Source organism: Paenibacillus sp. FSL K6-3182 (assembly GCF_037976325.1).
Taxonomy (GTDB): Bacteria; Bacillota; Bacilli; order Paenibacillales; family Paenibacillaceae; genus Pristimantibacillus.
Window position 1 is genome coordinate 2,136,183 of record NZ_CP150265.1, and the last position, 19,795, is coordinate 2,155,977.

22 protein-coding genes are annotated in these 19,795 nt (G+C 45.9%); all 22 read left to right on the plus strand.

From position 1 onward, the window contains the following. The first annotated feature begins 725 nt into the window (after positions 1–725). Positions 726–2,147: an SPOR domain-containing protein gene (locus MHH56_RS09250; RefSeq protein ID WP_339207858.1), complete on the plus strand. Its 1,422-nt coding sequence runs from the start codon at positions 726–728 to the stop codon at positions 2,145–2,147. 61 nt (positions 2,148–2,208) lie between these two features. After that, positions 2,209–2,451, plus strand: coding sequence for a DUF4321 domain-containing protein (locus MHH56_RS09255; protein ID WP_076270861.1), 243 nt, complete (start codon positions 2,209–2,211; stop codon positions 2,449–2,451). A 54-nt stretch (positions 2,452–2,505) separates the two neighbouring features. Beyond that, complete coding sequence (locus MHH56_RS09260) at positions 2,506–3,135, plus strand: Maf family protein (protein WP_076270876.1); 630 nt, start codon at positions 2,506–2,508, stop codon at positions 3,133–3,135. Positions 3,136–3,225: 90 nt separating this feature from the next. Continuing rightward, positions 3,226–3,915 (plus strand): DNA repair protein RadC, encoded by a 690-nt coding sequence (gene radC, locus MHH56_RS09265; RefSeq protein ID WP_076270860.1) that lies wholly within the window; start codon positions 3,226–3,228, stop codon positions 3,913–3,915. Positions 3,916–3,954: 39 nt separating this feature from the next. After that, positions 3,955–4,983 carry a rod shape-determining protein gene (locus MHH56_RS09270; RefSeq protein WP_076270859.1) on the plus strand — a complete coding sequence of 343 codons (1,029 nt, stop codon included), beginning with the start codon at positions 3,955–3,957 and terminating at the stop codon, positions 4,981–4,983. 58 nt (positions 4,984–5,041) lie between these two features. Then, the gene (gene mreC / locus MHH56_RS09275) at positions 5,042–5,905 is read left to right on the plus strand and encodes a rod shape-determining protein MreC (protein ID WP_339207859.1); all 864 of its coding nucleotides are present in this window, start codon (positions 5,042–5,044) and stop codon (positions 5,903–5,905) included. After that, positions 5,902–6,426 (plus strand): rod shape-determining protein MreD, encoded by a 525-nt coding sequence (mreD, locus tag MHH56_RS09280; RefSeq protein ID WP_076270857.1) that lies wholly within the window; start codon positions 5,902–5,904, stop codon positions 6,424–6,426. Before mreC ends, mreD begins: the two co-directional genes overlap by 4 nt. Positions 6,427–6,491: 65 nt before the next feature. After that, the gene (locus tag MHH56_RS09285; RefSeq protein ID WP_076270856.1) at positions 6,492–7,157 is read left to right on the plus strand and encodes a septum site-determining protein MinC; all 666 of its coding nucleotides are present in this window, start codon (positions 6,492–6,494) and stop codon (positions 7,155–7,157) included. Positions 7,158–7,160: 3 nt separating this feature from the next. Then, positions 7,161–7,952: a septum site-determining protein MinD gene (minD, locus tag MHH56_RS09290; RefSeq protein WP_054027234.1), complete on the plus strand. Its 792-nt coding sequence runs from the start codon at positions 7,161–7,163 to the stop codon at positions 7,950–7,952. 7 nt (positions 7,953–7,959) lie between these two features. After that, positions 7,960–9,105 carry an FtsW/RodA/SpoVE family cell cycle protein gene (locus MHH56_RS09295; RefSeq protein ID WP_339207861.1) on the plus strand — a complete coding sequence of 382 codons (1,146 nt, stop codon included), beginning with the start codon at positions 7,960–7,962 and terminating at the stop codon, positions 9,103–9,105. 163 nt (positions 9,106–9,268) lie between these two features. Then, positions 9,269–10,186 carry a M23 family metallopeptidase gene (locus MHH56_RS09300; protein ID WP_339207862.1) on the plus strand — a complete coding sequence of 306 codons (918 nt, stop codon included), beginning with the start codon at positions 9,269–9,271 and terminating at the stop codon, positions 10,184–10,186. Further along, positions 10,179–11,060 (plus strand): M50 family metallopeptidase, encoded by an 882-nt coding sequence (locus tag MHH56_RS09305; RefSeq protein ID WP_339207863.1) that lies wholly within the window; start codon positions 10,179–10,181, stop codon positions 11,058–11,060. The genes MHH56_RS09300 and MHH56_RS09305 overlap by 8 nt, the downstream gene beginning before the upstream one ends. A 37-nt stretch (positions 11,061–11,097) precedes the next feature. Further along, entirely contained in the window at positions 11,098–12,327 is a 1,230-nt protein-coding gene (locus MHH56_RS09310) for an Rne/Rng family ribonuclease (RefSeq protein ID WP_339207865.1), read from the plus strand. Between the two features lie 206 nt (positions 12,328–12,533). After that, a complete protein-coding gene (gene rplU / locus MHH56_RS09315) occupies positions 12,534–12,845 on the plus strand; it encodes a 50S ribosomal protein L21 (RefSeq protein WP_053374798.1) in 312 nt (103 codons plus the stop codon). A gap of 11 nt (positions 12,846–12,856) precedes the next feature. After that, the gene (locus MHH56_RS09320; RefSeq protein WP_054027239.1) at positions 12,857–13,195 is read left to right on the plus strand and encodes a ribosomal-processing cysteine protease Prp; all 339 of its coding nucleotides are present in this window, start codon (positions 12,857–12,859) and stop codon (positions 13,193–13,195) included. Positions 13,196–13,283: 88 nt separating this feature from the next. Then, entirely contained in the window at positions 13,284–13,595 is a 312-nt protein-coding gene (gene rpmA / locus MHH56_RS09325) for a 50S ribosomal protein L27 (RefSeq protein ID WP_076270851.1), read from the plus strand. Positions 13,596–13,806: 211 nt separating this feature from the next. After that, positions 13,807–14,544, plus strand: a complete 738-nt coding sequence (locus MHH56_RS09330; RefSeq protein ID WP_339207868.1) for a Spo0B domain-containing protein — start codon at positions 13,807–13,809, stop codon at positions 14,542–14,544. A gap of 13 nt (positions 14,545–14,557) precedes the next feature. Continuing rightward, positions 14,558–15,883: a GTPase ObgE gene (obgE, locus tag MHH56_RS09335; protein WP_076270849.1), complete on the plus strand. Its 1,326-nt coding sequence runs from the start codon at positions 14,558–14,560 to the stop codon at positions 15,881–15,883. Positions 15,884–16,014: 131 nt separating this feature from the next. Then, on the plus strand, positions 16,015–16,452 hold the full coding sequence (locus MHH56_RS09340; RefSeq protein ID WP_076270848.1) for an ACT domain-containing protein: 438 nt from the start codon (positions 16,015–16,017) through the stop codon (positions 16,450–16,452). 24 nt (positions 16,453–16,476) lie between these two features. Further along, complete coding sequence (locus tag MHH56_RS09345; RefSeq protein ID WP_076270847.1) at positions 16,477–17,763, plus strand: homoserine dehydrogenase; 1,287 nt, start codon at positions 16,477–16,479, stop codon at positions 17,761–17,763. 5 nt (positions 17,764–17,768) lie between these two features. Further along, complete coding sequence (thrB, locus tag MHH56_RS09350; RefSeq protein WP_339207869.1) at positions 17,769–18,764, plus strand: homoserine kinase; 996 nt, start codon at positions 17,769–17,771, stop codon at positions 18,762–18,764. Beyond that, positions 18,761–19,630 carry a prephenate dehydratase gene (gene pheA, locus MHH56_RS09355; RefSeq protein ID WP_339207870.1) on the plus strand — a complete coding sequence of 290 codons (870 nt, stop codon included), beginning with the start codon at positions 18,761–18,763 and terminating at the stop codon, positions 19,628–19,630. Before thrB ends, pheA begins: the two co-directional genes overlap by 4 nt. Positions 19,631–19,795 lie beyond the last annotated feature (165 nt).

Consider the following 19,795-nt stretch of genomic DNA (forward strand, 5'->3'; position numbering starts at 1 on the left):
CTTAAACTAGCACTAGCTAAATATCCTCATAATCCAACAACCCCAATAACCTCTGCTTTAAGAAGCCTCCACAGCCTTCCAACGGGACGGAGTGCACTAAACCTCATAATCTACAATCAAAATTTACGGACCCTTAATAATCCGTTTACGGGTCTCAGAATACGCATCAAAGTTTTAAGAAGCGCCGAGCGTGTCCCAGCGGGACAGACTTTTGTTAGTCCAATTGCTAGTTTTAGGGGTTACTGCAAGGTTTGTAGAAGCTTCCAGCGGGTCCAAGTAGGGACGAAGCTCTCTCAAAGTGACATGTGCTTATATACGCCAGTTCCAAGCTTTTTTTAGTCCAATTGCGAGTCTTAGAGGACGCAGCAAGGTTTGTAGAAGCTTCCAGCGGGTCCCGGAGGGACAAAGCGCTCCAACGCCGCATGAACTGTTGGACGCCGGATGTGGTTGTACGTTAGTTGAGTTGCGGGTGTCCAGAGGGTGCAACCCTTGGGGCCCTCCCTTGGAAGGGAGGGTTTGGGTGGGTTCGAAAATTATTTAATCTTTAATTTTGAAATTGAAGTATGAATTGTAATCTCTTTAGATTTGAAATTGAAGTATGAATTGTAATCTCTTTAATTTAAAACCTTTGAAGGCTTGGTAGACAACCCTCTAAGGGCATGGGTCTAAATCTCTCAAATGTCTCATAGATTAATACTAGATGAAAGGGACAAGGAGTGGATGAAATGACTCAGAAAAACCGTATTACTTATCGTTTTGACCGTAATGGGAATGGACAGTCCGTTAACGAAGAAAGCCGCAGCAATGATAATCAACAAGAGGCTCTCGATCATAAAGCAGCATTACCCAACAACTCTAATAATAATGCGAATAAAATGATTTCCAAGAAAGTTGTTCCTCTATATCCATCTACAGAGAAGCATTCCGTCAGCGAAGTGAGTCCATGGAACAGTCCGTTCCAAGAGGATATTAGCGCATTGGAGCAGCTTATTAGAGATGCTGATTCGAAGCCAGTATCCACTCCAAAACAGGCTCAGCCCAATCCTCCAAAAGAGAAGAAAAAAACGATAAAACCAACTATTATTGATGATCCCTATGAGCAGCCTGAGGATCTACAGACACATGAGGAAAGGTATTCAGATAGGGAATATATGCAGGAGCCGATTCAAGCGTATGAGGAAGAGTTCGTTGATGACGAAATCAGTATAAAAAGAGTGAACTATGCGCGAGCGAAACGTAAGGCGGGAGCGCCATCATGGTTTAATGTATTTTTGTCAGTGACGGCTGCGCTTGCTACTGGAGCGCTGTTTGGTTATTTATTGTTGTCATTGTTTACGGGGGCAAGCATTTGGCCGGGAGGAACTGGCAATAAGCCTGATTCAGTGCCCGTGATTGGAGATTCTGTCCAAGAAGGTACAGGTAAAGAACTGGTTGCAGGTGTAGGTGAGGAAAGCAAGGAAGCGGGAGTTGAAAATAAAAATGACCCTGCAGCAAAACCAGATCCGAATACTGCGATGGCTGCACTTAAGGGGCTGGATCGGTCTTATTATTTGCTGCAATTTGGTGTTTTCAGCAATACAGAGGGCAGGGATGCCGCAATGGCGCAATTGGCCGAGAAAGGGCTTGCTGGTGCTGCTATGACAAGTGCTGCTGATTATCGCGTATATGTTGGCATGGGTACAGATCGAAAAGGGGCTCAGGTTATTCGGAATATGATGCCGGAAATCGATCTTTATATCAAAGAAGTAAATATAGTAAATCCAGGAAAAATACCGTTTAAAGGCGATCAAAAAGCAGCACAATCTTTCTTCGATCAAACGGCTGTAGTCGTCCAAATGTTGGATGAATTAACATTAGCCCAGCTGGAACAGCCGACCTTATCGCCGCTTGGCGATGTTGCAGCAAATTCGTGGAAAGCCGAGCATCAAACATGGACAGAAAACGCGGAAACGCTGCGAATAGGTATAGTAGATGCGGAAGGTAAGGCATATTTGGATAAAATCAATCAAGCGATGAATGCGGCAGCAAAGACGATGGCAGAGTACGATAAAAAGCCTTCTCAAGCACAATTGTGGAAGACACAAGCGGAAGTTATGAAAGTGATCATTACGCAAAAAGAATGGTTTGAGAAGATCAGCGCATTGTAAACGAATAGGTTCATGCGTATAATAGTCTTAGGTGTCATTTCATGGCGAGAGGCGTTGAAAGATGAAGAAAAACGGCTGGATTCTTCTCATTTTTATCATATTTGGATTGTTGGCTGGTGCTCTAGTAGCGCGATGGCTGACTCCAGTTCCAGGCATCTCTTTTTTAACGAAACCAATCGAAACATCATGGTCACCTGCTGTCGATCTATATGTGCTCAGTTTCAACCTAACGCTTCATCTGCAATTCAGCTTGTTTAGCTTAATTGGAGCCGTAATTGCAATATGGTTATACCGCAAAATGTAGAGCAGCAGACATTGACGCATGAAGGAAAGCATGAAGGAGCGCAGCATTCAATTTATGGAATATAAAAAATTACGCAACGAAGCGATTAGCCAGCTCGTACTGGCCTCTTCGTCACCGCGCCGGAAGGAACTGGTCGCATCGCTGGACCTTTCTTTGCCGGTTTATATTTTGTCTACTGATACGGATGAAACGATTGAAGCAGGCTGGTCGCCATCGGAAGTTGTAGAGCAGCTCAGCCTGCGCAAAGCAAAAGCAGCTATACCCCTGCTGCAACAAAAGCAGGAGGTACCAACGTCTTTAATTATTGGTGCGGACACCATTGTCGTGCTTGACGGAGATGTGCTTGGCAAGCCTGCTGACGACGAAGAGGCAAAGTCTATGCTTAGACGCCTTCAAGGCCGCTCCCATGAAGTGTATTCAGGAGTTGCTTGTGTTCTCTCTGCAAGCGGGGAAGCATTGGTTGCCCATCGCAAAACGAAGGTAATGATGAAGCCGCTTAGTGAGGATCAAATTGCTAGGTACGTTGCTACCGGCGAGCCGAGGGACAAGGCGGGCTCTTATGGCATACAAGGACTTGGAGCGACGATTGTAGAGCAAATTGACGGCTGTTATTTTAATGTCGTTGGCTTGCCGTTATCGCTTCTCTCAGACATGCTCGCTTCCTATGACATTGCTGTTTTTTAAAAGGTAACTTAATTGATTTCAATCGGATTTTTTTTCATGAATGTGGCAGGATATGAATAATTCATTTTTTCGAAGAGGCGGGATTGGGACATGTTGCCGCAACCTATGATTTTGCGTGAAGTCCCCCATGAAGAACGTCCAAGAGAGCGCATGATGAAATATGGGGCAGAAGCACTTAGCCATACCGAATTGTTAGCCATACTGCTGCGCACAGGTACGAAGCGGCAATCCGCCGTACATTTGGCAGGAGCGGTGCTTAAGCAATGCGGCAGCCTGCGTAATTTAATGGATATGAGCATGGAACAATTAACAGCCATTCGAGGAATTGGTCCGGCAAAGGCGATTCAGCTTCGTGCTGGCATTGAACTGGGGAGAAGAATTTCCCGGAGTCAGCTTGGTGAGACGGTTATTGTGCGCAAGCCGCAGGATGCTGCGGAATATGTGATGGAAGAGCTCCGCTATTTGAAGAAGGAGCACTTCGTATGTTTGTTTTTAAACACAAAAAACCATATTATTGCCCGCGAAACCTTATCTGTCGGTACGCTTAATGCATCGCTAGTACATCCTCGAGAAGTATTTCGTGCAGCTATTTCACGTAACAGCGCATCTATCATTTGTGTTCATAATCACCCAAGCGGCGATCCTACGCCAAGCCCAGAAGACATTGCGTTAACGGGACGTTTAGCGGAGGCTGGACAGCTAGTCGGAATAGAAGTTCTTGACCATTTGGTAATCGGTGACGGAAGATTCGTAAGTTTGAAGGAACAAGGACATATGTAATATAATAAAGTGATGTGGCAATTAGAAGGGAGCAAGAACATGTTTGGTGGTTTTTCGAAAGATTTGGGTATTGATTTAGGAACAGCGAATACGTTGGTATTCGTCAAGGGAAAAGGAATTGTGGTAAGGGAGCCTTCCGTGGTGGCCCTTCGTACAGATACAAAAACAATTGAAGCAGTAGGCGAGCAAGCCAAAAAAATGATCGGTAGAACGCCTGGCAACATTCGTGCTGTTCGTCCAATGAAAGATGGCGTTATCGCTGATTTTGAAACAACTGCTACGATGATTAAATATTTTATTCGCCAAGCCCAAAAACAGCGTTCTTTATTTCCTCGTCATCCAAACGTTATGGTTTGTGTGCCGTCAGGCATTACAGCGGTTGAGAAACGCGCAGTTGAGGATGCGACTAAGCAAGCCGGAGCTCGTGAGGCCTATACGATTGAAGAACCATTCGCAGCAGCGATTGGCGCTGATTTGCCTGTATGGGAGCCGACAGGCAGCATGGTAGTTGATATTGGCGGAGGTACAACAGAGGTTGCTGTTATTTCATTAGGCGGAATCGTTACGGCGAGATCCATTCGTGTAGCTGGTGACGAGATGGATGAAGCGGTTATTCAATATATTAAAAGACAATACAATCTCATGATCGGGGAACGTACATCCGAGCAGCTGAAGATGGAAATTGGTTCAGCACTTCCACTGGATCGTCCAGAAACGATTGAAATTCGTGGACGCGATCTCGTATCGGGATTGCCTAAAACACTAGCGATTACATCTGATGAGATTACAGAAGCATTAGCAGATACCGTTAATGCCATTGTTGACGCGGTGAAAGTAACGCTGGAGAAATGCCCGCCGGAGTTGTCTGCGGACATTATGGATCGCGGTATCGTACTCACAGGCGGCGGCGCCTTGCTGCGCAATCTGGACAAGCTGCTTCAAAGAGAGACAGGCATGCCTGTTATTGTTGCCGACAATCCGCTTGATTGTGTTGCGATCGGTACTGGCCGCTCGCTCGATAATATTCATTTATTTAAAGCAAGAAGCTCATCTCGTTCGAGACGCTAAGTTAGGTCCGATGGGGAAACGGATATGAAATGGGCAGGTGGTCGAGCTGTTTAAGCTAATGAGAAATAAGCGTATGTTTATGCTTATGATCGGGTTTATTTTATTCATAGCGGTCATCGGCTTCTCGCTAAGCGACCGCAAGGAATTATCGTGGCCGGAGAAATTTTTGAAGGATTCGGCAGCATACGTGCAGCAATGGTTCTACAAGCCCGCTGGTTATATAGCGGGCTTCTTCGAGGATATTAGCAATTTACGCACGATTTATGAAGAAAACGAGCAGCTGCGCCTTACAGCTGCAGCTTATTCTCGTGACAAGATTAATTACAATTTCGTAGAAAAAGAGAATGAACGTTTAAAGGCAGAACTCTCGTTCACACAGCGTCAGAAAGAGATGTACAATTATAATTATTTGATCGCACAGGTTGTATCGATCAGCAACGATGCGAATAACCGCACGATGACGATTAACCTAGGTTCCAGAGACGGCATCAAACCGAATATGGCCGTAACAACCATAGAGGGGTTGATCGGTCTTGTAAGTTCAGTAACCCCCAATTCGGCAGCTGTTACTCCAATTACAGAACTTGACGAAGCATCGCCAACGTTCAACTCCATTGCTGTGACGATAATGGGTCGTGAGAATGAATCATTTGGTGTTCTGAGCAGCTACAACAAGGAAACGTCTAGAATCGTTATGACGAAAATCGCCGAAGACGATAAAATGGAATTTCAAGATACAGTTATTACATCTGGACTAGGCGGTATTTATCCAAGAGGACTCGTTGTCGGAACGGTTGAAAACAAGCAGCTTGGCGACTTCGGCCTTACATATACGGCATCGGTCAAGCTATCAGCAAGTTTTGATCATCTGACTGAGGTATTTGTTGTTCAGGTCCCTGAAATGGAGGAAGCCGAGAAATGAGCTTGAACCGAATCATCCTGCTCATGTTGCTCTTGTTTGTTATCGAGGGAGCAGTGATGCCGTGGATTATTCCAGCCGGCTTCGGTCAACGGATCATTCCTCACTTTGTATTTGTAATGGTCATCTTCTCAGGTCTATATAGCAGAAGGCATCTTGCACTCATGCTTGGCATAAGCTTCGGATTGCTTCAGGATATTGTATACTTTGGTCATCTGCTTGGAATTAATGCGTTTATTATGGGTTTAATGGGTTACTTTACTGGCGTATTGCTGGAGCATCGCCGTTCAACGCTTATGATGGCGATTTCTGTTGTGGGTTTTGCCTGCATTCTATATGACAGCGCCATATATTTCATTTACAAAGCATTTCGAATTACGAATGAAAGTTATGCATGGGCTCTTATCGATCATATCCTTCCTAGTTTATTTTTACAGCTGGCGTTTGCACTCTTGTGTTATGTACCGGCGCGAAAATGGTTTGAAGGGCAGACATTGGTCAAAGCAGAGAAGGATGAGGAATAAAATATTGCTGCAGGCAGGATTTTGCCCAGCTTAGCAAGAATCCATTAGGTTGGGGAGGGACGAACGTGACCGATAAGCAGCATATTATTATTAAGGGTGTAAAAGAAGGTCTCGTGTTCCTTCTCGACGATAAATGTGAATTTGCGACGCTTCTAGATGAATTGCAATACAAGCTGGAGAAGACGCATCAGCAGTTGCTCACAGGTCCCCTTGTTCACGTTCAGGTGAAGCTTGGATCCAGGCAGATTTCTGATGATGATAAAGATCGCATCAAAAACGTGATACGTTCACAAGGAAACCTAATGGTTCAATCTGTTGAGTCTGAAGCGCCTAAGATCGATCCTCAGCTCGGACAGCAACCTAATCTGCAAGTGCTCACGTCTATTATACGCTCAGGCCAAACTTATGAGCATGATGGGGATTTACTTTTAATCGGCGATTTGAATCCAGGCGGTACTTTAATGTGTACAGGTGACATATATGTGCTGGGTGCATTGCGCGGAACCGCGCATGCTGGGATTGGCGGGAGGACGGACGTGATTATAGCGACTTCACTCATGCGGCCAACTCAGCTCCGCATTGCGGATGTAATCAGCAGGCCGCCAGAGGAATGGATGACCGGCGATGCCTCTATGGAGTTCGCCTTCTTAAGTGAAGGTAGAATGCAAATTGATAAGCTAGCGCAATTATTCCGCATACGGCATAATCCTATAATGTTTAAAGGAGTGTAGAATATGGGAGAAGCGATTGTTGTAACATCAGGGAAAGGCGGCGTCGGCAAGACGACCACTTCGGCGAACCTGGGTACCGCGCTAGCTTTACTTGGTAAGAAGGTTTGCATGGTTGATACAGATATTGGACTTCGCAATCTGGACGTGGTTATGGGACTTGAAAATCGAATCATTTATGATTTGGTTGATGTTGCCGAGGGCCGCTGCCGCTTGAATCAGGCGCTCGTAAAGGACAAGCGCTTTGAAGAGCTGTACATGCTTCCTGCTGCACAGACGAAGGATAAGGATTCTGTTACGCCTGAACAAGTTCGAAATATGATTTTAGAGCTCAAGAAAGAGCATGACTATGTTATTATTGATTGCCCAGCGGGGATTGAGCATGGCTTTCGTAACGCAATTGCAGGTGCCGATCGGGCTATCGTGATCACTACACCTGAGAACGCTGCGGTGCGGGATGCCGATCGTGTAATCGGACTGCTGGAGCAGGAGAAAATACCAAGTAAGCTAATCATTAACCGGATTCGTCAAAATATGATGAAAACCGGTGAAATGTTGGATATCGATGAAATTTGTCAAGTGCTGGCAGTCGATTTGATCGGAATCGTACCTGATGATGAGAAAGTTATTTCTGCTGCAAACAGCGGAGAGCCGACAGTTATGAATCCGGCTTCACGTGCCGCAATCGCCTACCGGAACATCGCACGCCGCATACTTGGCGACATGGTTCCTCTCATGCTGCTTGATGAGAAGGCGGGAGCGTTCAAACGTTTCCGTAAGTTCCTCGGAATAGGATGATTAGGACTTGCTTAACAAATTAAAAAAGCTGGATTGGGGAATTTTGATAATCTTAGTTTTCCTTATGATTATCAGTATCGTACTTGTCTATAGTGCAACTGCAAATAATCCAAAGTACGCCGGTCATGAGATCAAACAGCTGAAGTTTTACGGCTTAGGCTTTTTTGTAGCTATCGCAGCCACCTTATTTGATTATCGTATCGTTCTCAAGAGCTGGCATGTCCTTTATGGCATAGGGGTTACATTGTTGATTCTTGTTTATTTCTTTGGAGCGGTAATCAATGGGGCTAGAGGATGGTTTCAGTTTGGAGCCTTATCGTTTCAGCCTGCGGAAATGGTCAAAATTATACTCATTATCGGTATCGCTTATATTATGGGACGACGGCAAGGCGATCGGCTGACGTTCACACAAGATTTGCTTCCGATTGCAGTATTTGCTTTCCTGCCGTTTATGCTCGTAATGATTCAGCCGGATCTCGGCAATGCGATCATATACGTAGTTATCGTGTTAGGGATGTTATGGATTGGGAATGTCAAATATTCTCATGTAATTACAGGGATTACCGTCGTTGTTGTAAGTCTTGTCCTTTTTGTTTCTCTGTTCAATACATTCAATCAAGAAATTTACAATTACTTGAAAGATAATGAAATGGGACATTGGCATAAAAGGATTAATACATTCATTAATCCGGAGACGGCAACTGCAGATGACAAACATCAATCGGAAAATGCACAAATTGCAATCGGTTCAGGCGGTTTAAACGGTGACGGTTATATGCAAGGCGATATGAAAAATGGCGGTTTTGTACCTTATCCGTATTCTGACTCGATTTTTGTTGTTATAGGCGAGGAATTTGGTTTTCAAGGTGCAGCCATCTTATTGCTTTTGTATTTCTTGCTCATATATCGGATGATTATTATTGCTTTTAAATGTTATGATTTGCGAGCCTCGTACATTATTATTGGCATCGTGTCTATGTATGTGTTCCAGGTGTTCCAAAACATCGGAATGATGATTGGAATTATGCCAATTACGGGAATTACGCTGCCGTTTATTAGTTATGGAGGCACATCACTACTGCTTAATATGCTGTCAATCGGACTTGTATTCAGCATTAAGGCACATCAAGAAAAATATGAGATGGCTGACTAAAGGTTAGCCAAGCTAGAAAGCTGCTTCTGAGACGGATGTTATCCGATCTTGGGGTGGCTTTTTTTTATGATCAGCTGCGCTCGCATACTTGTCTCAATCCCCACATATCCATGTATAAAGGAACAAGCTGTCCCAAGGACGATGGAAGCGGGGGAAAAATGAGATGTTAATGAAGGATAATGAGAAGCGGCGCAATCAGCATAAAAATCAAAATACAGGGGATCGGAACTCTGTGCCTTTACAAGAAGAGGACATATATTCAGACCCTCGCATGCCATACAAGCACGAATATTTTGATGAAGACGAGGCGGAGGAGCTTGATCCAGAGGTCGTTTGGAAAACCAATCCTAATCCATGGGCAAATTGGAACGAGGACAAAGGGTATGTTGGTAATAGAAGATTTGTAAAAGGGCCAGTTGTATCGAATGAGAACGATCCGGGATCAGGCGGCGGGAAAAATAATTATACTTTCGGCAAGGAGCTGAAATGGAAGCTAGCAGTAGCATTGCTGTTATTTGGCGCGGTATGGGCTATGTTTCGCTATGATACGGAATACACGCTCAAGGGACAAGCGCTTGTGAAACAAGCACTTACGGATGAGATTGATTTTGCAGCTGCGGCTGCTTGGTATAAGGAAACGTTTGCTGGGGCTCCATCCTTTATTCCTATTTTTCAGGACAATCCTGAACCTGCGGTAGGCGCGGATGGAACGGTGAAGCTGCCTATCGTAACCCCATTGGAAGGAGGATCGCTAGTTCGAACGTTTGCGGAGATGCTTAATGGTATAGAGCTTGCTGGAAGCTCTGAAGCAGAGGTTGTTGCGGCAGAGACGGGGCGTGTATTGCTATTATCAGATCAGAGCACGCAAGGTTCGACTATTGTTATCCAGCATGTCAATCAGCGCGTAACCGTATATGGGATGCTTGGGAAAACAAGTGTTAAAGTAAATGACTGGGTTGAGGCAGGGGATTCTATCGGCAACCTGCTGAAAGCTGAAGGTACGCAGCCAAGCCTGCTATATTTTGCTGTTAAACAAAATGATTTGTATATCGATCCCGTGGGCGTGATACCGATTGATTAAATGGAAAGGAATCCTATGGTCGGTCCATCCGTTGTTCGTTATCATTATGCTTGGGTCGGTCATGACAGGATATTTTGCCGAGCTGATTACCTTGTTTTTACTCGTGCTTGTCCATGAAATCGGCCATGTTATTGTAGCTCGGGGCTATGGCTGGACGATAAAGGAAGTAAAGCTGCTGCCCTTTGGTGGTGTTGTAGAGGTTGAGGAAGCCGGCGGCGTACCTGCAAAAGAAGAAGCAATTGTAGCGATTGCGGGTCCCTTGCAAAACGTTTGGATGGGACTAGCTGCTTGGGGCTGCGGGCAGCTTGGCATATGGGACTTAGCATGGGCGGAGTATGTATGGAAAGCGAATCTAATGATCGGCTTGTTCAACCTGCTGCCTATTCACCCGCTTGACGGAGGGAAGCTGCTGCAGGCGGCATTAAGCTATACGGTTAACTATTATAAAATGCTTATTTGGAGCACGCGAGTCAGCTTGTTTTTTAGTGTGCTGATGATCATCGTCTCCTTGCTTCCATGGTTAGTGTATAAGGATGGCATTCAACTCAATCTGCTCATTGTCGGCATATTTCTTGTGATGACGAACTGGACATATTATCGTAATGTTCCATATTTGTTTTATCGTTTTCTGATGTATCGGGAAAGGATCACGCTGCAGGCGCTGAGGCTCGGCCACATTGCAAGTCCTATAATCGTAAGCGGCAAGCAGTCAATCATCTCGGTAGCAAGGCTCTTTCAAAGGGAGCGATATCATTTGATATACATGGTGGAGTCGCACAGCAAGGAGGTCAGAGTGCTTCCGGAGCAGAAAATTGTAGAAGGATGTTTGTCCGAAAATAATCCGAATCGTGCAGTGTCGGAACTTTTCAGTTAAAATAGATGAAAAGCGTACGGGCAGGTGATATTCAGGAATGAAGCAAATGTTGATGCACGTTAATGGTGAAATGCTGCAAACCGCTGTACTGGAAAATGGCCGCCTAGTCGAATTTTTTATGGAAAAATCAAAAGCAAGCAGTTTGGTTGGCAATGTGTATAAAGGTCGTGTCGTGAACGTGCTGCCTGGCATGCAGGCGGCTTTCGTAGATGTAGGACTAGCTAAAAATGCATTTTTGTACATTGATGAGCTGCTCCACCCTCATTTGGAAAAACAGCCAGCTGAAAAGCCGCTCATTCAAAATATGGTCAAGCCTGGACAGGAATTGCTCGTACAAGTTATGAAGGAGCCGCTGGGTGGCAAAGGAGCCCGTGTCACTACACATTTTTCACTGCCTGGCCGGTTTCTTGTTTATATGCCAAATGCCGATTATATTGGCGTTTCCAAAAAAATCAGTTCCGAAAGCGAGCGGTCGAGATTGCGAGCCATAGGCGAGAAGCTGCGTGAGCTGGAGGAAGGCATTATTTTACGAACGGCGGCTGGAGCTGAAAGCGAGCTGTCTTTGCATGCCGATGTCGCTGGGTTAAGAGAGATTTGGCAAAGCATTTCGGAACGAAGCGTGGAAGCGAGTGCGCCAAGCGAGCTGCATAGAGAGGCAGGTCTCATGCGGAGGGCTGTACGAGACACGCTTACGATGGATATCGATGAAATATGGATAGACAATGCGGAGAGGTTTGAGGAAGCGTCAGCACTGCTGGAGGAAATGACCCCTCAGCTTCGTGAGCGGTTAAAATGTTTTGAATCAAGGCAAGGCAATTCTTTATTTGATACGTATCGTGTGACGGAGCAGGTAACGAGAGCGTTCGAGCGCAAAATTCAGCTTACCTGCGGGGGGCACCTCATATGGGAAGTGACGGAAGCTCTGACGGTTATAGATGTGAACACAGGCAGATTTATTGGGACATCTGGCCTTGAGGACACTGTGTTCCGCACGAATATGGAAGCAGCAGACGAGATTGCAAGATTGCTCCGAGTTCGAGATGTAGGCGGCATTATTATTATTGATTTTATTGATATGGAGCAGGACAACCATCGCGAGCAGGTTATGCAAAGACTCGTAGAGAAAGCGCGCAATGATCAAACCAAATGTACGATTTTGGGCTGGACAAAGCTCGGATTAATTGAAATGACGCGTAAAAAGGCTCGTGAGAATGCAGTCCATCAACTGATCGAGCGCTGTGAGAGCTGCGGAGCGCACATAAAATGATCAGAGTTGTATAAATAGTTTAAATTTTCTTGTTGGATGAATTGATATAGCTTGCATAGTATGGTACAATCTTTGGGTGTGTGTCTCGTATCTCATTGGAATGGGACGTACAAGTACCGCTCCGATTGGGTAAACAAGCGTTTGCGGCGCATGCCGTGAGCCACCTGAATTAGGCGAGTCTTCGAAAATAAGGAGGTGCACCAACAATGTTCGCAATTATCGTAACTGGCGGCAAGCAATACAAAGTTCAGGAAGGCGATGTAATCTACATCGAAAAACTGGATTCTGAAGCAGGCGAAAGCGTAACGTTTGATCGTGTTTTGGCGGTTTCTAAAGGTGACGGTCTTGTAACTGGAACTCCGGTTGTTTCCGGCGCTACAGTAACAGGCAAAGTCGAGAAACAAGGCAAAGGCCAAAAAATCATCGTTTACAAATACAAAGCCAAAAAGAACTATCGTCGTAAGCAAGGTCATCGTCAACCGTTCACAAAAGTAACAATCGAGAAAATCCAAGCGTAAGAGGAATTTCTATGATAACAGTTACCTTTGTACGAAGAGCCGCTGACAGACGTATCGTATCATTTGCGGTCGAAGGACATGCTAAATATGCGAAGCCCGGCAAAGATATCGTTTGTGCGGGTGTATCAGCCATCTCGGTTGGTACCGTTAACGCGATCGAAGCTCTAGCGGGAGAGGAGCTCCCTGCCAAGATGAAGAACGGCTGGCTATCGTCGGATATTCCGACGCTTGCAGACGAGGCTTCAGACGGCCGGATGCAGCTGCTGCTGGAATCGATGGCGGTTATGCTTGACACTATTGCAAAATCATACGGCAAGCATGTCGTTATTCATGAACATCTTAATGCGTAAGCATTCGGTGCAGGTTTGTTTTACAAGCCTCTAGTTCATGCTTACGGTGCAGCTTTGCTCACCAATCCTTTAGAAGGAGGGAATAACTATGTTGAAACTGAATCTTCAGCTCTTCGCTTCGAAGAAAGGTGTAGGTTCCACTAGAAACGGACGTGACTCACAGTCGAAACGCCTTGGCGCTAAACGTGCTGACGGTCAAACCGTATCTGCTGGAAGCATCTTGTTTCGTCAACGCGGAACAAAAATTCACCCAGGAACTAACGTAGGCATCGGGAAAGACGATACGCTTTTTGCATTAGTAGAAGGCGTAGTGAAGTTCGAACGTTGGGGACGCGACCGCAAAAAAGTGAGCGTGTATCCAGCTGTTCTTGCTCCGGTAGCTGCAGCAGTAGAAGCTTAATACAACCTTATATATGCAACAAGCCCCGGCCTGCATCGCTTGGCCGGGTTTTTTTATTCCATGGCTGATGACCGTAGGACGGCTGCGTGATATACTGGATAAGCAAGCAAAAATGCCTAAGACGTCTTGGACGCTGAAGCAGCTTTGACGGGGAAATATAACATATATGTTGTTATATTTTCGGGAAATACGAAGAAAGTAGGTTTAATCGATGGGACGCTTAACAACGGTGAAATATTACGCGGCGGCAACCATTTTATTGCCATGCGCCGCTGTACTTATTTGGCCCAATCAAGTGTGGTTAACTGCTGTCTTTCTCGTTTGGCTTATAGCTGTTGCGACTTACTGGATACGAACGGAACGGAAAGAGCACGCAGAGCGGACTGCGCGAACGATTCAATCGTTGCAAAACTCTGCAATACGAACTCTCAATCATCATCGTCATGACTGGATGAACGACCTGCAAGTCGTGTTTGGCTATATTAGGCTCAAAAAGCTGGATAAAGCAGCCGAGTATGTGGAGAAAATAAGTGAACGGATGGTTGTGGAGAGCAGTATATCCAAGCTAGGGGTTCCATCACTGATTAGTTATATTCAATCGTTTCGTACGATATCGAATTCGCTGGAGTTACAAATTGTAATTAAAGGCGACATTCATTTAAACGAAATAACGGCAGATGCCGATCAAATAGCCGAAACGCTCATTCATACGATTAACGCATATCGGTTTGCGGCTAAGCCTGGCTATGGTAATGCTGCTGTTCTTACGCTGGAGCTATCGCTGGATAAGGATGCACTGTATGCAGCCTTCTATTATGATGGCGAACTAATGAATGAACAGCAATGGAAGCAAAAAATACAACAGCAGTTGGAAGGCGCGCCAATGCAGCCGATCAACTTCGAGCAGCCGTATGCAAAGGTGTTGCTGAGGGCGGAAATGCGCGCATGAACGGGGGCACATCATGTTTGTCGATAAAGCGAAGATATTTGTAAAAGGCGGCGACGGAGGCGATGGTATCGTTTCTTTTCGCCGTGAGAAGTATGTAGAACAAGGTGGTCCTGCAGGTGGCGACGGAGGCCGAGGCGGCGACTTGATCTTTCAAGTTGACGAGGGTCTGCGTACACTGATGGACTTCCGCTATCAGAAGCATTTCAAGGCTGATCGCGGCGAGCGCGGAAAAGTAAAAAGCATGCACGGAGCAGGCGCTGACGATACAATCGTACGGATTCCGCCCGGCACAATAATCGTTGATGATGATACGCAAGAAATTATTGCGGATATGACTCGTCACGGTCAACAAATCGTTATTGCAAAAGGCGGACGCGGCGGACGCGGCAACATTCGCTTCGCTACGCAAAACAATCCAGCTCCTTATATTTCGGAGAATGGTGAAGAAGGACAAGAGCGCTGGGTTGTTCTTGAGCTTAAAGTAATGGCAGATGTAGGCCTTGTTGGTTTCCCAAGCGTAGGCAAATCAACCCTGCTATCTGTCGTATCTGGCGCTAAGCCGAAAATTGGCGCTTATCACTTTACGACCATTACACCGAATCTAGGTGTCGTTGACGTTGGGGATAGCCGTAGCTTTGTAATGGCTGACTTGCCTGGTCTTATCGAAGGAGCGCATGAAGGCGTTGGTCTTGGTCATGAGTTTCTTCGTCACGTAGAGCGGACGAGGGTTATCGTTCATGTTATCGACATGTCAGCGTCTGAAGGCCGCGATCCTTTTGATGATTGGGTGAAAATCAACGAGGAGCTTGTTCTCTATAATGAGAAGCTAGCAGATCGTCCGCAAATTATTGCTGCAAACAAAATGGACATGCCGGATTCTGAGGAGCAGCTTGAGTTGTTCAAGCAAAAGCTCGCAGAAGTTAGCGGTGAACGTCAATATGAAATTTTGCCAATCTCCTCGCTAACGAAAAAAGGCGTACAGGAGCTACTATATAAAGCAGCTGATATTCTTGATACGGTTTCAGAGGAAGTTGAAATCGCAGATGTGAAAGATGTTGCTGAGCGTAAAGTTTATACGTACGAGAAGCGCGAAGAGACGACTTTCACCATCCATAAGGAAGATGAAGTGTTCGTTATTGTTAGTGCTGGCATTAGCAACTACATGAAACGGATGAATTTGACTTCCTATGATGCAGTTATGCGTTTTGCACGCACGATGCGCAAAATGGGTGTCGATGCAGAGCTTCGCAAGATGGGGGCAAAAGACGGCGATATGGTTCAAATTGGCGACTTTGCTTTTGAATTCTTCGAGGGCAGCGACTATAATCCGAATGGCTAGAGCATTCGCACATATTAAGAAATGAAGACGGCGAAAGCCGTCTTTTCTTGTTTTGCCTATTGCCCCAAACTGTATATTTCGATATAATGTCCACTATAGGTGAACAATTGTCTTTTTGAGGAGGACGTATAGTGACGAAACGCTATTATGTCGTTCGAGAGGATATTTTACCGGAAGCGATTATGAAGACGATACAAGTGAAGGAGATGCTTGGCCGAGGAGATGCGGCAACCGTACATGAGGCGGTTGAACGTGTTGGACTTAGCCGAAGCGCTTTTTATAAGTATAAAGATGGTGTCTACGCGCTAAATGAGCTGGAACGAGAACGTATTGCGACCATTTCTATGGATTTGGAGCATCGTTCAGGCGTACTCTCCAACGTACTTAGCATGGTGGCGAGCCAGGATGGCAATGTGCTGACGATGAATCAGTCCATTCCGCTCCAAGGTTTCGCTAATGTCGTCATTTCGGTCGATATTTCGCAGCTTTCCGGAGAACTGTCATCGCTGGTTGAAATGCTTCGCAGTCAACCAGGCGTGCGTAAAGCTTCGGTCATCGGACAAGGATAACAGAATTGATAATGGAGGGTATATATGAAGCCGGTTAAAGTTGGATTATTAGGTCTTGGTACAGTTGGTACAGGTGTAGTTCGAATTGTTGAGGGACATCAGGATGATTTGGCTAGTCAGGTCGGTTCGCCGATCGTAATTGAAAAGGTGCTCGTTCAAGATAAAAGCAAATCGCGTAATATTGCAGTGGATGCAAGCAAGCTAACTGAGGATCCTTGGGAAGTCATCCGCCATCCTGAAATTGATGTTATCGTTGAGGTTATGGGTGGAATTGGGCTTACGAAAGAATATATACTAGAAGCGCTGTCCCTCGGCAAACATGTCGTAACGGCAAATAAAGATTTGATGGCAATGCACGGTCCAGAAATATTGGCCAAAGCCAAAGAAAACCGCTGCGATGTTTTGTATGAAGCAAGCGTAGCCGGCGGTATTCCGATTATTCGTACACTTGTCGAAGGTTTCGCCTCCGACCGCATTAATAAAATTATGGGCATTGTGAACGGCACAACGAATTTTATTTTGACAAAGATGAGTCAAGAAGGCGCTTCGTATCTAGATGTGCTTAAAGAAGCGCAGGAGCTTGGTTATGCGGAGTCAGACCCGACATCAGATGTCGAAGGACTTGATGCAGCGCGCAAAATGACAATTCTCGCTACAATCGGATTCCGTGCCAATGTTGCGCTTGAGGATGTATCCGTTCAAGGCATTTCATCGGTATCCAAAGAAGATATTTTGTACGCGAAGCGTCTTGGCTATGAAGTGAAGCTGCTTGGTATCGCAGAGCGTCAGGATGATTTGATCAGCATCAGCGTTCAACCAACGATGGTGAAGCAATCGCATCCTATCGCATCGGTAAACGGCGTGTTTAACGCGGTTTATGTATATGGCGAAGCTGTTGGTGAAACGATGTTCTACGGCGCAGGCGCGGGTGAGCTTCCGACAGCTACGTCGATCGTATCCGATTTGGTTGCCGTTGTGAAAAACCTGAAGCTTGGTGTGAACGGCATGCAGGGAAGCCTTGCTTATAAAGAGAAGAAGCTCAAGACTGACGAGCAGATCTCATCTAAATATTTCATTTTGCTTAAAGTGGCAGATCGTGCCGGCGTTCTTGCACGCATAACGCAAGTGTTTGCTGACTTTGAGGTCAGCTTGGAGTCGGTATTGCAGCAGCCGACACCGTCTAATCCGGAAGCTGAGATCATCATCATCACTCATGACGCGAACAAAGCAGCTATCCAGAAGGTGCTTGCTAAGTTTGACTCGCTGGATGTCGTTCATAAAGTGAAAAGCGTCTATCGCGTAGAAGGATAAATCTTATGAACAATCGCAGAGTAATCGTAAAAATACCAGCAAGTACAGCAAATCTCGGACCAGGATTTGATACGCTTGGGATGGCTCTTTCGCTATACGCATGGATTGAAATGAGCATCTCTGAACGAACAGAATTCCAGTTTTACGGCGATCAAATGAATGGATTGCCAAAGGACAAAACGAATTTAATTTATAAGGTTGCGCAGCTTGTGTTCAAAGAAGCAGGCGTATCCGTGCCAGAACTCTCGATTTCAATGCACAGCGATATACCGCTCACTCGCGGACTAGGCAGCAGCGCGTCAGCAATCGTAGGCGCTCTGGTTGCTGCGAACGCATTGATTGGCAGTCCGCTCACGGATGATAAGCTGTTCCAAATGGCAACAGCGCTGGAAGGCCATCCGGACAATGTTGGCGCTTCACTATACGGCGGCATTGTCGTCTCGGCTTGGGATGGGGAGCGAGCAGATTATGTAAGAATTGAGCCGCATCATAAGCTGAAGACGCTTGTCGCGATTCCAGCCTTTCAGCTGTCGACGGAGAAGGCGCGTCATGCGCTTCCGTCTACAATCAGTATGGCTGACGCCATATTTAACGTCAGCCGCAGCTCTTTGCTCGTCGCAGCGCTTGCTGGCGGCGAGCTAGGTATGATTCGCCATGCGATGAAGGATCGGCTGCACCAGCCTTACCGTGCAGCCCTGATTCCCGGCATGGCAACTATACTGGAGCACGCAGTAGAGCACGGCGCGCTTGGTGCTGCGCTAAGCGGAGCAGGGCCGACGCTGATTGCATTTGTTGAGGATACGGAAGCCGGTGCTGCACACAGCTCGGGCGAATCCATGCTTGAAACATTTCTGCTTGATACGCTAAAGCAGGAGGGCATTGAAGCGAATACGCTATGGCTGTCGCCAAGCGCTCAAGGTCCTCAAATTACGATAGAGGAAATTTCTTCGCAGCCTGCGATTCCTCTTCCGGATCGAATTAAAGGAGATATGAAGCGATGAAGACGATAGCGGTTTTACCTGCTGGCTCCGTATCGGATGAGGCAGCAAGACATTTATTCCGCGGTGAAGAAATAAACTGGAAGCATCATCGGCTAATATCCGATGTGTTCCTGTCTACTGTCAAGGGAATAAGTGATTACAGCATCATTCCAATCGAGAATACGATTGAGGGTTCTGTTAGCCTTCATATGGATTGGCTTGTACATGAGGTTGATATTCCGATTCAAGCGGAGTGGGTTTATCCCTCCATTCAAAATTTGATCGGCCGGCAATCTGAGCTGTTAAACGATAATGGGGAAATGGACTACTCACGTATTACTAAAGTGATCAGCCATCCTGTAGCGATCGCACAGTGCTTGCAATTTCTGCGTACACATCTTCCGCATGCGGTTACAGAACATGTCAGCAGTACAGCTGAGGGCGTTAGAATCGTTCAAAACAATCCGAATGCCGGTTTGGCAGCTATTGGCACGATGACAGCTGCTGCGAACGAGAAGCTTGATGTTCTCGCAAGTGAGATTACAGATCATGATAATAATTACACTCGGTTTTTGCTGGTCGGATCAGAGCCATATACCGATCGTAAATCCGATAAAATAAAAACGAGCATCTTAATTACATTGCCAGAGGATTACCCGGGAGCGCTCCACCAGGTTCTTTCTGCTTTTGCATGGCGCAAAATCAACTTGACCCGAATTGAATCGCGCCCGACGAAGAAGAAGCTCGGCAATTATTATTTCTTCATCGACATTGATATGGCTCTTGATACCGTTTTGCTACCTTCAGCCATTCAAGAAATTGAAGCAATCGGATGTCAGGTTCGCGTATTAGGAAGCTATCCAAGCTTTATTGAATTCAAGAAATAAGCATAGCTGGTTGTGCGCTACATCTTAGGTTTAATCGATATTGTAATAGAAAGCCGAGTTCACTCTGTTGGGTGAACTCGGCTTTTTACTATTTTTTTTGTGAAAGTGGAGACACCTGCCCATATTCTGCATAGGATGTAAGGATTGATAATAGGCATTAGCAGT